Below are 12,257 nucleotides of genomic sequence, written 5' to 3' on the forward strand. Positions count from 1 at the left end.
GAAGGCCACCATGAACGATCAGACAAAATTCGTCGAAATCCGCCACGCCCAGAAATCATTTGGTGACTTAGAGGTTCTCAAAGACATCAGCCTAACCGTGGAACGCGGTCAAATTGTTGGCATCATCGGCTCTTCTGGGTCGGGTAAATCTACCCTGTTGCGGGCGATCAATGATCTTGATCCATTGACCGGCGGTGAGATCTGGCTTGACGGCGTACAGGTGAATAAAAAACTGCCCCACCGCAAGTACGAAAAGCACATCAATGAAATGCGCCAGCAATTGGGGATGGTGTTTCAACATTTCAACCTGTTTCCACATATGACGGCCCGCGAAAATGTCACCTTGGCACCCATGATGCTTAAAAAGCTCTCCAAAGCGGAGGCAAACAAGCTCGCGGAAGAACAGCTTAACGAGGTCGGGCTGCTGGATCGGATCGACTATTATCCGTCGCGGCTCTCTGGTGGACAAAAACAGCGCGTCGCTATTGCTCGGGCATTGGCGATGAATCCCAAGCTAATGCTGTTTGATGAGGCAACCTCGGCTCTGGATCCAGAACTGGTGGAAGAAGTGAATCTGGTCATGAAAAAGCTTGCTGAAAAGCACATGACAATGATCATCGTGACCCACGAAATGGATTTTGCAGCGTCCGTATGCGACCGTGTTTTGTTTATGGACCAAGGGGTCGTTGTTGAAGAGGGCCCACCTGAGGTGATCTTCAAGAATCCAAAGCAGAAACGCACACGTGAATTCCTTCGAAAACATCTTGAAGGTGCAAAATGAACGACGTGCCTTCCTATCTTTTTTATCAATCCCGCAATCCGCGCCCCTTTTTGGATCGCGGCGAAGGGATTTATCTATTTGATGAGAGCGGCAAACGATACATTGACGGATCGTCAGGTGCGATGGTGTCCAATATTGGCCACTCAAACCCGCGCGTATTGGCAAAAATAAAAGCGCAGATGGATAAAGCTACATTTGGCTATCGACTGCATTTCCGCACACATCCGTCTGAAAATCTCGCGGCAAAGACGGTTGCGATGACGCCCGAGGGGTTGGACCGCGTGTTCTTTGTTTCCGGCGGATCAGAAGCGGTGGAAACTGCGATAAAACTCGCACGACAATATGCGTTGGCGACGTCGAATACGAGCCGGTATAAGGTTATTTCTCGCTTTCCATCGTACCACGGCTGCACCCTAGGGGCCTTAGACCTGACAGGTTATGACCCTTTGCGTGAGCCTTTCGCCCCAATGATGCAAGGCATGCCCAAAATTGCGGCCCCGGCCACCTATCTGGATCGTGACAATTTGACCGAAGAAGCGCGCGGACTGAAATACGCAGAGCTTTTGCGCGATAAAATCTTGGCCGAGGGGCCGGACAGCATACTAGCCTTTATTATGGAGCCAGTCGGTGGCGCATCGACTGGCGCGTTGGTCGCGCCGGACAGTTATTATCAGCGCGTGCGCGAGATTTGCGACGAGTTTGGTGTGCTCTTGATCTATGACGAGGTGATGACCGGCGCAGGGCGCACGGGCAAGTTCTTGGCAGCGGAACATTGGGGGGTGACCCCTGATATTGTGGCGTTGTCCAAAGGATTTGGCGCGGGTTACGCGCCACTTGGGGCGATTGTCTCAAGTGTACGTATCGTTGAAAAGGTTCTTGATGCTGGGGGTTTCTTGCATGGTTTTACTTATGCGGGCAATCCTCTAGCATGCGCAGCTGGGTTGGCTGTACTTGAAGAGCTGGAAGAGCAGAATCTGGTCGAGAATGCCGCCAAAATGGGCGCTGTTTTGATGGCCGAATTGCACGCCCTTATGGACACTTATCCGTTTATTGGTGATGTGCGTGGCAAAGGCCTTCTAACGGCATTCGAATTTGTTGCCGACCGAGATACAATGGAGCCGCTCCCCGTCGAACTCAACGCCCATGAACGGCTTGTCGAATTAGCGTACGAGCGTGGCCTGATCATTTATTCTCGACGCACCCGCGGCGGTACGGCGGGCGACCATTTCCTTCTTGCACCGCCATTGATCATCACCCAAGAACAGATTCTCCAGATGATGGCGATCCTTCGTGACGCGCTTGATGCTTTTGCCAATGAGGCGGATTTACCCATAGTGGGGAGCGCATGAAACTACCCAACAAAACCTGTTCGATGGAATCCGCCATCGCCAAAATTCGAGATGGCGACACGGTAATGATTGGGGGGTTCGGTGTGCCTGGTACGCCGATGACCTTAATCCATGCTTTGGTGGACCATGGCGCATGCAACCTGACTGTGGTCAAAAATGATGCGAATGAGCCGGGCATGGGTATCGACCATTTGCTGCAAAATGGCCAAGTAAGCCGCTTGATCACGACACACCTTGGCCTGAACAATCATGCGATTGAGATGATGAATAGCGGTGGAATTGCAGTGGAATTCAACGCTCAAGGAATTTTGGCTGAGCGTATTCGAGCCGGTGGTGCCGGATTGGGCGGCTTTTTAACCGATATAGGTATCGGCACCGAATTGGCTGAAGGCAAGCAGCAGATTGAATTCGGCGGCAAACGTCAGATCATCGAGCCCGCTTTACGAGCTAACGTTGCGCTCGTTCACGCCGACCGGGCCGATACTTTCGGCAATTTGGGGTTTGTTGCGACTGCACAGAACTTCAACACTTTAATGGCCATGGCTGCCGATTGCGTCATTGCAGAGGCTGAAAGCCTATTGCCGCTGGGCGGCTTGGACCCCAACAACATCCATGTGGCTGGTGTTTTCGTAGATCATGTTGTCGAACTCAACTCGCTGTCTAAGGAATACGCCGTTGTTCAACGCTAGAGTACGCATGGTTGCTCGGGCGGCGCGCGAGATCCAGCCCGGCATGGTGGTCAATTTGGGCATTGGCTTGCCGACAAGGGTTGTTGACCACTTACCAGACGATCTGTGTGTTTGTCTGCATACAGAAAACGGAATGACCGGTGTTGGTCCCAGTTTGCCGTCAGATCAAGCGGACCGCAATTTGATTGATGCGGGCGGTGCTTATGTCTCGAGCATGCCAGGATCCGCTTTTTTTGACAGTGCGACTAGCTTTGCAATGGTCCGCTCCGGGCGGCTTGACCTGACCATGCTGGGGGCGTTTGAGATTGGTGCAAATGGCGACCTTGCCAATTGGAAAATCCCGGAAAAATTTAGCCCCGGTGTGGGCGGAGGAATTGAGCTGGCGCAAAAGGCAAGGCGGGTGGTTGTCCTCACCACCCATACTGACCGCGCAGGTAACCCCAAGCTAAAATCTACATGCTCGTTGCCTTTAACCGCACCAAGCTGCGTAGCGCGTGTCTTTACCGATTTGGCCGTGATTGATGTCAGTCCAAAAGGCTTCGTCCTCGTCGAATTGGCCGTCGGGGTAACCGTAAAAGAGGTGATTGAAGCCACTGGTGCGCCCCTTATCCTGCCAGACGGCGAATTGGGGGCATTTTGAGGGCATCATGACACACAATTTGCACGCCTACCTATTTGATGAAGTGGACAAAGCTTTCGAGCGACAGGTTGATTTTCTGGTTGAGCTGACATCCCATGCATCTGTGCGAGGGCAAGAGCAATCTGCCCAAAACCTTATGGCCGATCAACTGGCCACGCGCGGCTATGACATTGATCGCTGGCAAATCAGCCTTGCAGACATTCAGCATCTTCCGGGGTTTTCACCTGTTCTCGCGCCTTATAAAGACGCGCTCAATGTGGTCGGCACGCACCGCTCAACAACACAGCAAGGTCGCTCACTGATCCTGAACGGACATATTGATGTGGTGCCCGCTGGGCCACTGGACATGTGGGACAGTCCACCGTTTGAACCACATATCGCTGGTGGTTGGCTTTATGGCCGTGGCGGCGGAGACATGAAGGCTGGACTAGTATCAAACCTCTTTGCACTCGACGCGCTACGCGCTTGCGGCTATGCCCCTGCAGCGGATGTGTTCTACCAGTCCGTGGTTGAAGAAGAATGCACCGGCAACGGCGCGCTGGCATGTCTGGCGCGCGGTTATACTGCTGACGCCGCGCTGATCCCCGAACCATTTTCAGAGCACTTGGTGACCGCCCAGCTCGGGGTGATTTGGTTTCAGGTTCACCTTAAAGGCCTGCCTACGCATGTGGCGTATGCGGGCAGCGGTTCCAATGCGATTGAGGCAGCCTTCCCCTTAATCGAAGCTTTGCACAACATGGAACATCGCTGGAACGTTGTGCAAAACCGCCCCGATGACTACGCCCATATGGATCACGCGTTGAACCTGAATGTTGGAAAATTTGCGGGCGGTGATTGGACCAGCTCAGTCCCCGCGTGGAGCGTGTTCGACGTGCGCATGGCGATCTTCCCGGGGCAATCGATTGATAGCGCTAAAGCTGAAATCGAACAGGTGATTTTAACGACCGCCCGCGACAACGCGTTTTTGCGCAACAGCTTGCCCGAGATTGTCTATCACGGCTTTCATGCTGAGGGTTATGCGCTGTCACAAGACAGCTCCGTAAACGCTGCCGCTGCCATCGCGTCGCTCGAAAGCGCCCACCAGACAGCCACTGGAGAACCATTGGTTCGCGAGGCAATTACCGCCACCACAGATGCGCGGTTCTTTGGTCTTTACGCGGATATTCCAGCGCTGGTGTATGGCCCGCGCGCCGAGGCGATACATGGGTTCAATGAGCGTGTTGAGTTAGAAAGTATGCGCAAAATAACAAAGACCACCGCACTTTTTATCGCGGATTGGTGTGGCGTAGAAAAGGTTTAGGGACAATCAAAATGCGTGAAGCCGTCATCGTTTCAACCGCCCGCACACCGATCGGCAAAGCCTATCGCGGCGCGTTCAATAATCTTGAAGCACCAAACCTTGCCGCCCCGGCTGTGCAAGCCGCGTTGGCGCGTGCGGAGCTGACAGGGGACGAGGTTGAAGAGGCAATTTTTGGTGCCGCGCTGACCCAAGGTTCGTCTGGGGTCAATGTCGCCCGCCACATTGTGATGGCCGCCAATTTGCCCGACAGCGTGGCCGGGGCGACGGTGGATAGACAATGCGCGTCGGGTTTGAATGCGATTTCCATCGCCACGCATATGGTTACGAATGAAGGCGTGGATGTGGCGTTGGCCGGTGGGCTCGAAAGCATCTCTTTGGTGCAAAACGAGCATTGGAATGCGTACCGATACAGCGCCCCCAATGTCGCAAAAGACTATTATCTGAGCATGTTAGACACAGCAGAAGTCGTGGCCAATCGCTATGGCGTTAGCCGTTCGGCGCAGGATGAATACGCCTTGCAAAGCCAGTTGCGCACGGCCCGCGCCCAAGAGGCAGGGTTGTTTGGAGATGAGATTATTCCCGTCGAAGCGACAAAAATTATTACCGACAAGACCACAGGCCGCACCCACGAAGAAACAGTGAAACTTGAGCTCGATGAATGCAACCGCCCAGCAACCACCGCTGAAGGCTTGGCGGCGCTGCCCCCGGTACTTGGCACAGGCAAAACCGTAACTGCTGGCAACGCCAGTCAATTATCTGACGGGGCGGCGGTGTTGGTGGTCATGGAAGCCGCAGAAGCCTCGCGGCGCAATCTGCACCCGCTTGGTGCCATGCGCGGTTTTGCGGTAGCTGGAGTTGCGCCCGCCGAAATGGGTATTGGCCCAGTGGTTGCAATCCCGCGTCTACTTGCGCGGGCCGGTCTTAGTTTGGCTGACATAGATCTGTGGGAAATCAATGAGGCCTTTGCCGCACAACTTGTTTATTGCCGGGATCATCTTGGTCTGCCGAACGACCGGTTGAACGTCAATGGTGGCGCAATTGCCATCGGACACCCCTATGGCATGTCTGGCGCCCGCATGGCGGGACACATTTTGCTTGAAGGGAAGCGCCGAAATGCCAAATGGGGCGTGGTTTCCATGTGTGTTGGCGGCGGCCAGGGTGCCGCAGGCCTTTTCGAAATATTTTGAGGACGACGCCATGTACAGGCTTACAGCCGCTCAAATCACTAAGCTTACTGCACTGCGCCATGAGCTGCACCGCCGCCCAGAGATATCTGGCGAAGAAGTGCATACAGCTGAACGGATCAGTCAAGAATTGCGCGCGCTTGGTGCTGACCGAATTTGGCAAGGTCTTGGTGGACTTGGTGTCGCCGCAGAATTCACTGGTGCAAAAGATGGGCCTACAGTTTTGCTGCGTTGCGAACTGGATGGGCTACCAATCCGGGAAATGTCGGAACTGTCGTACCGCTCTGCAATAGCCGGAAAAGGCCACCTGTGCGGTCATGACGGCCATATGGTTTCGCTTTTAGGCGTAGCGATGGGGCTGGCAACTCGACCCGCTACAGGCCGGGTCATCTTGTTATTTCAACCCGCCGAGGAAACCGGTGCAGGCGCGAAAGCGGTAATTGAAGATCCACAATGGGCAGAAATCCGGCCCGATTTTGCCTTTGCCTATCATAATGTGCCTGGTCGGCCATTGGGAGAAATTGGTCTGCGTTCGGGACCAAGCAACTGCGCCTCTCGTGGCATGAAAATTCGACTTGAGGGAAAAAGCTCTCATGCCGCAGCGCCCGAAGACGGATTGTCGCCCGGCCCTGCAATGGCCGCACTGATGGCGGCGCTACCTAAACTGAGCCACGGTACAATCGGCGATGATGATTTTACACTTGTCACACTAACCCATGCTGCGCTCGGTGAAGCGGTATTTGGTATTTCGCCTTCAGACGGCGAAGTATGGGTCACCTTGCGATCTATGACCAACGCGCGAATGGACAGGTTGGTGGCTGACGCCCAAAAAGTACTTGAAGAACATGCCACCGGACTAGCGGTGGAGAGGAGTTGGCACGATGTGTTTTTGTCCGTGGTGAATGATGAAGAAACCACGGCTTTGGCGCAAGATGTGGCTATCGGGCAAGGGCGGAGTGCTGTTGATATGACTGTCCCTTTTCGCTGGTCCGAGGACTTTGGACGTTTTGCTGATGCGGGCGTAAAGGCCAGCCTGCTTTATATCGGGGCGGGAGAAGATCATCCTCAGCTGCACAATCCCGACTATGATTTTCCCGACGCGTTGGTGCCTGTGGCGAGTGAATTGTTTTTCGGCATAGTCACTCATATTTTGGGACGGCCTAGGGGGTAGTTATGCAAAACCCCACCCCAAACAACGCTTGGTGCGAAATTCGCCAGGACAGAATTTCGAGCAATCTAGCACTCGCGCTTGCGTTGGTGCCAGAGGGAACACGGTTCTGCGCTGTCCTTAAGGCAGACGCCTACGGCCACGGCATATGCCAAGTCGCTCCCTTGGTGCAGGAACAGGATGTGGGCCATATCGGCATTACAACAAATGGTGAGGCTCGCGCGGTGCGCGAGGCGGGCTTTAAGGGCAGTCTGATCCGCCTGCGCGCGGCAACTGTAGCTGAAATGGACGACGCAATTGATGATTGTGTGGAAGAGCAAGTCGGCTCCTTACAAGCGGCGGAACAACTTGAAACGCTCATAGATGCTGGCCGATACAAAATGGGCGCGCACCTTTCGCTGAATGCAAAAGGGATGTCGCGGGACGGATTGGAGATTTCGACCGCTGCGGGAAAAGAGATTTGTCAAAGGATCATTGAACAGTTGAGCAATAGGATTGTCGGAATTTGCAGTCATTTTCCATCAAATGAGCTGGAACAACTGCGCCAAAGTTCGACGCTATTTCAACAGCAGGCCGCTTGGGTGTTGGCTCATAGTGACTTGAGGCGTGAGGAACTTCTTATTCATGCGGGAAGTTCTTTGACCCTTGTATCCGATGAGCATATTCAAACGGACATGTACCGCTGTGGGGCCATCTTATATGGCATTTTGAAACCAGAATTGGGCTTTCGCCCAACCATGGAGCTAAAGGCGCGAGTTGTTAGTCTTGGCGATTACCCCATGGGCACAACGGTTGGTTATGACCGCTCAAAGCTTTTGGAACAAGATGGTCGCCTCGCTTGCATTTCAATCGGCTACGCAAATGGATTTCGCCGAAACGGATATGAACGTAGTACCGTTGCAATCAATGACAGTCTTTGTCCCGTTGTGGGTAAAATCTCGATGAATACGATCGTCGCCGATGTTACAGATATGAAAGACGTTGCGGTGGGGGATGAGGTCATCATTTTTGGCGGGGAGCGTTCCAATACCATCAAACGCGGATCGGCGGAACATCAGTTTGAAACGATTATGGCTGACCTATACGCCGATTGGGGCCTTCGCAACCCCCGCCTCTATCGGTGACAACGTGCGAAGTTGAGAACGTTTGATCCCCGCATCAATTCACACACCGCCTTCATAAAGTGGATGCGATTTGTGGATCGTTTCCAAAGCGCAAGATATTGCATGCACCCACATGACCCGTGGCACGTTTAAGCACTGGATATATCCGCCCACATGCGGCGGTAAAGCTGGCAGCGACCGCTGCCTTTTCGCCGTCGCGCCGCACAATCTCTGCCCGCAACTCAAGCGTATCTGGCCTAACAATGAATTCGTCGAAAATAGGTTGATCACGCTACGCATTGTTGTTTAGGTTCGAACAACGAACATTGCTTTTGCTAATTTGAATTTCTGCCGTTGGATATTGGAGTTGCAATTAGAATGCGGCTGTCCATTCGCAAAATATTGCGCAGTTTAGTAAACTGTCACCGTAATTCCACCGTAATTCCTGTCACCGTAATTCAAACTGTCACCGTAATTCCACCGTAATTCAACCCGAGCTCAACCTATGCGTTTTTCAACAGAATAGGCTCGAAGCCGCCATTTGCCCGAATTACCAATAGTGAAAGATGGCATATTTCGCACCGTTATTTATCCTCGCGGAACATGTGTTCAGCTGAAATTTTCGCTACGACTTCTTGCATTGCTTCAACGGCGGCTCATATGACATCAATCTGCCTTTTAGATATGACTCGTGGCGCTTACACTTGCACCAAGTTTAGCCTTCCACCGTTAGCCCTGCCGCTCGCCATTCTGGCATACCCTCTTCAAGCCGCCTCGCATTAAAACCACGTGATCGAAGTGCCGCAACTGCTTCAAACGAGAGAACGCAATAGGCGCCTCGACAGTATGCGACGATCTCCTGTGTTTCATCCAGTTCTTGGAGGCGCGCCTGCAGTTGTTGCAGCGGAATATTGATAGCACCCGGCACGTGCCCCGCCGAAAATTCGTCCATCGGGCGAACGTCAAGAATAGTCACAAGCCCTGAGTTTGCGCGTTCGAGTAGTTCAACGCGCGTCATTGGCTCCATGCCGTCACGATCGGCAAAGTATCCACTGACAATACGATCCACGCTTGCCATATTCTCCTCTGCGACCCTTCTGAGCGCATTCAGAAGCTCAACAACGCGACCGTCATCAGCAATGCGATAAAGCACGGATTTCCCATCCCGCCGCGACAACACTAACCCGGCGCGCCGCAGGTTCTGCAAGTGTTGCGAAGTGTTGGCGATAGACATTTCTGTGCGCTCGGCCAGCGCATCCACCCCTTTTTCCCCTTGAGCCAAGTGTTCAAGAATCTCCAGTCGATTTCCCCTTGAGCCAAGTGTTCAAGAATCTCCAGTCGATGCGAAGAGCCTAAGGCCCGCGCTACGGTGGCGAACTCAGCAAAAATTTCTTGTTTGGGACCAGTTGACATTTCTATGTTCCTATTATTATATCATTCAATTGAACTATTGAATGTATAACAACAGTCCACTTTCCGCAACCTAAAGGGTAGAATATGACCGTTTTCCTGCTACAAAATGAACCGGCTATCCGCATGGGGTTCTTCTTAGGTGTTCTCGTGCTTATGGCCGCGTGGGAATTTGCGGCCCCGCGTCGTCGCATGGAAATCCCGCGCTTGCTACGCTGGAGCAATAATATCACAATTGTTGTGGTTGATACACTGCTGGTGCGACTGACATTTCCCATAGTTGCGGTCGGCTTGGCTCTCATGGCAGAGCAAAAGGGTTGGGGTCTACTAAACATCTTTGGTGCACCTGGCTGGCTTGGTTTCATTGTTGCGGTATTGGCTCTCGATCTGGCCATTTATCTCCAACACGTAATGTTCCATGCCGTTCCCGCTTTGTGGCGGTTGCACCGCATGCACCACGCCGATCTGGAGTTTGACGTCACCACTGGGCTACGCTTCCATCCGGTGGAAATTCTTCTGTCCATGGGCATTAAGCTTGCTGTGGTCGCCGCGCTCGGCCCTCCAGCCGTTGCCGTACTCGTGTTCGAAGTGCTGCTGAACGCGACGGCAATGTTCAACCATTCCAATGTTCGTATTCCCATCGGCATCGACCGTGTGCTGCGCCTTCTGGTGGTAACGCCGGACATGCATCGCGTACATCACTCGATTCACCCCGTCGAGACCAACAGCAATTTCGGTTTTAATCTGCCCTGGTGGGACCGGCTGCTCGGCACCTACCGCGCCCAGCCGCGCGAAGGGCACGAGGAGATGACCATCGGCATCGAGCAATTCCGGACCCGACGTGACCTGTGGATTGACCGGATGCTGATCCAGCCAGTTCGTGGTCCGGCCAGCGGCTACCCGATCAATCGCGAAGAGGACGATCAACGATGAACCGACGAAGTCTGGTTATCCGCATTGTGCTTGTTGCGGCAGTTGGCGTCGCAATAGCTTGGGCTGGACTGAACCGCGACCAATTCGACCCGGCGCAGTTTGATGCCTGGTTAGCTGGCATGGGCATTTGGGCGCCGCTGGTCTTCGTCGGCCTCTATGTAGTCGCAACGGTGCTCTTCTTGCCCGGTTCGCTTTTTTCTCTCGCGGGCGGCGCGGCCTTTGGCCCTTTTTGGGGTTCGATTCTCAATCTCGGCGGAGCAACGATCGGCGCGGGAATTGCGTTCCTCGTCGCCCGCTACCTCGCCGGAGACTGGGTTGCACAGAAGTCCGGCGGCCGCCTTCAGAAAATGATCGAGGGCGTGGAGGCCGAAGGCTGGCGCTTTGTTGCGTTCGTGCGGCTCGTCCCGTTCTTTCCGTTCAATCTGATGAACTATGCGTTGGGACTAACCCGCATCAAATTCCTTCACTACATAATAACTTCACTGGTTTGTATGGCACCGGGCGCGGTGGCGTTCACTTGGATCGGTTATGCTGGGCGCGAAGCCCTGTCCGGCAATGACACGGCGATCCGCTACGGATTGTTGGCACTTGGTTTGTTCGCGGCTATCGCCTTTATCCCGCGAATCGTCCGCCGGATGCGTGGCGGCGAAACACCCCGGTGGATTGAAGTTGCAACGCTTGCGGATCAGCTTCGGGATACAAGCGTCAAAATAATCGACGTACGCGAACCAGACGAATTCAACGGCCCTCTCGGGCACATCGCAGCTGCCTCAAACCTGCCCCTCGGTGAATTGTCTGATCGATTGACCGAGATCAGCGCATTCAAGGACAAGCCCGTCATCCTGGTTTGCCGCACCGACAAGCGCTCCGCCAGCGCTGCGGGACTGCTCAAGGATGCTGGCTTTCGCGATGCCCGAGTGCTGCGGGGCGGTATGGAGCAATGGAACCGAGACATATTGCTGAGCGAGGGCGGATATTCAGGCGAACGGGCATAAGGAGCGTGGAAATTTCAATTGATGCAGGTTCAACAAGGAGCAGGAAAATGAAGAAAGTTGCGATACCGATGAGCATGGTTTTAGTCCTTATGCCGAGTTTGGCATGGGCGCAAACACCTTCCGGTTCAGAAAATTACACGTGGGGCCCTGGTATGATGGGATGGGGTGGTGGATGGTCGGGTATGATATTTGGATTTACGGTGATTTACGGTGGATTTACGGTGACAGGATTTACGGTGACAGTTTACTTATTTCGTGATTAAATTGATCCCATGCAATTCGTTAGATCGGCCATATGCAAAGCGATTTTCCTGTTTGCCGAAGTATCGTTCAGTTACAGCGATACACATCAGCCCAACTTATTTGGCCTGACAAAAAACTGGTCGAATTTGGTTGATGCACGCTACGATTGTTGTTTAGGTTCTAACAACGAATACTGCTTTTGTTAATTTGAAAGTACGCTGTCGGATATTGGAGTTGCAATTAGAATGCGGCTGTCCATTCGCAGGATATTGCGTAGTTTAGTAAACTGTCCCCGTAATTCCGTAATTCGAATTACGGTGACAGTTTACTTATTGCGTGATTAAATTGATCCCATGCAATTCGTTAGATCGGCCATATGCAAAGCGATTTTCCTGTTTGCCGAAGTATCGTTCAGTTACAGCGATACACATCAGCCCAACTTATTTGGCCTGACAAAAAACT

At 53.3% G+C, this 12,257-nt stretch carries 12 protein-coding genes; 11 read left to right on the forward strand and 1 reads right to left on the reverse strand.

Annotated elements, in window-relative coordinates; genetic code table 11:
• Positions 1-10: 10 nt before the first annotated feature.
• From ACJAZW_RS05990 to alr, 8 genes are read left to right on the forward strand one after another with little or no spacing between them, the layout of a single operon-like run.
• Positions 11-781 (forward strand): amino acid ABC transporter ATP-binding protein, encoded by a 771-nt coding sequence (locus tag ACJAZW_RS05990; protein WP_415156051.1) that lies wholly within the window; start codon positions 11-13, stop codon positions 779-781.
• Complete coding sequence (locus ACJAZW_RS05995; RefSeq protein ID WP_415156053.1) at positions 778-2,130, forward strand: aspartate aminotransferase family protein; 1,353 nt, start codon at positions 778-780, stop codon at positions 2,128-2,130. Before ACJAZW_RS05990 ends, ACJAZW_RS05995 begins: the two co-directional genes overlap by 4 nt.
• Complete coding sequence (locus tag ACJAZW_RS06000) at positions 2,127-2,819, forward strand: CoA transferase subunit A (RefSeq protein WP_415156054.1); 693 nt, start codon at positions 2,127-2,129, stop codon at positions 2,817-2,819. Before ACJAZW_RS05995 ends, ACJAZW_RS06000 begins: the two co-directional genes overlap by 4 nt.
• Positions 2,806-3,459: a 3-oxoacid CoA-transferase subunit B gene (locus ACJAZW_RS06005; protein ID WP_415156056.1), complete on the forward strand. Its 654-nt coding sequence runs from the start codon at positions 2,806-2,808 to the stop codon at positions 3,457-3,459. Before ACJAZW_RS06000 ends, ACJAZW_RS06005 begins: the two co-directional genes overlap by 14 nt.
• A 7-nt stretch (positions 3,460-3,466) precedes the next feature.
• Positions 3,467-4,759, forward strand: a complete 1,293-nt coding sequence (locus tag ACJAZW_RS06010) for an ArgE/DapE family deacylase (RefSeq protein ID WP_415156058.1) — start codon at positions 3,467-3,469, stop codon at positions 4,757-4,759.
• A gap of 11 nt (positions 4,760-4,770) precedes the next feature.
• Positions 4,771-5,946: an acetyl-CoA C-acyltransferase gene (locus ACJAZW_RS06015; RefSeq protein WP_415156062.1), complete on the forward strand. Its 1,176-nt coding sequence runs from the start codon at positions 4,771-4,773 to the stop codon at positions 5,944-5,946.
• 10 nt (positions 5,947-5,956) lie between these two features.
• A complete protein-coding gene (locus ACJAZW_RS06020) occupies positions 5,957-7,114 on the forward strand; it encodes an amidohydrolase (protein ID WP_415156064.1) in 1,158 nt (385 codons plus the stop codon).
• A 2-nt stretch (positions 7,115-7,116) separates the two neighbouring features.
• Positions 7,117-8,235 (forward strand): alanine racemase, encoded by a 1,119-nt coding sequence (gene alr / locus ACJAZW_RS06025; RefSeq protein ID WP_415156066.1) that lies wholly within the window; start codon positions 7,117-7,119, stop codon positions 8,233-8,235.
• A gap of 694 nt (positions 8,236-8,929) precedes the next feature.
• Here the strand turns inward: alr and ACJAZW_RS06030 are convergent.
• On the reverse strand, positions 8,930-9,496 hold the full coding sequence (locus ACJAZW_RS06030) for an ArsR/SmtB family transcription factor (RefSeq protein ID WP_415156068.1): 567 nt from the start codon (positions 9,494-9,496) through the stop codon (positions 8,930-8,932).
• A gap of 215 nt (positions 9,497-9,711) precedes the next feature.
• Between ACJAZW_RS06030 and ACJAZW_RS06035 the strand changes: the two genes are divergently transcribed.
• The 3 genes from ACJAZW_RS06035 to ACJAZW_RS06045 all read left to right on the forward strand — a co-directional run bounded on the left by ACJAZW_RS06035 (position 9,712) and on the right by ACJAZW_RS06045 (position 11,815).
• A complete protein-coding gene (locus tag ACJAZW_RS06035) occupies positions 9,712-10,557 on the forward strand; it encodes a sterol desaturase family protein (protein ID WP_415156070.1) in 846 nt (281 codons plus the stop codon).
• The gene (locus ACJAZW_RS06040) at positions 10,554-11,552 is read left to right on the forward strand and encodes a VTT domain-containing protein (RefSeq protein ID WP_415156072.1); all 999 of its coding nucleotides are present in this window, start codon (positions 10,554-10,556) and stop codon (positions 11,550-11,552) included. The genes ACJAZW_RS06035 and ACJAZW_RS06040 overlap by 4 nt, the downstream gene beginning before the upstream one ends.
• Positions 11,553-11,620: 68 nt before the next feature.
• Complete coding sequence (locus ACJAZW_RS06045) at positions 11,621-11,815, forward strand: hypothetical protein (protein WP_415156074.1); 195 nt, start codon at positions 11,621-11,623, stop codon at positions 11,813-11,815.
• Positions 11,816-12,257: the final 442 nt, after the last annotated feature.

Origin of the sequence: Maritalea sp. (assembly GCF_047634455.1) — a bacterium.
Lineage (GTDB): Bacteria > Pseudomonadota > Alphaproteobacteria > Rhizobiales > Devosiaceae > Maritalea.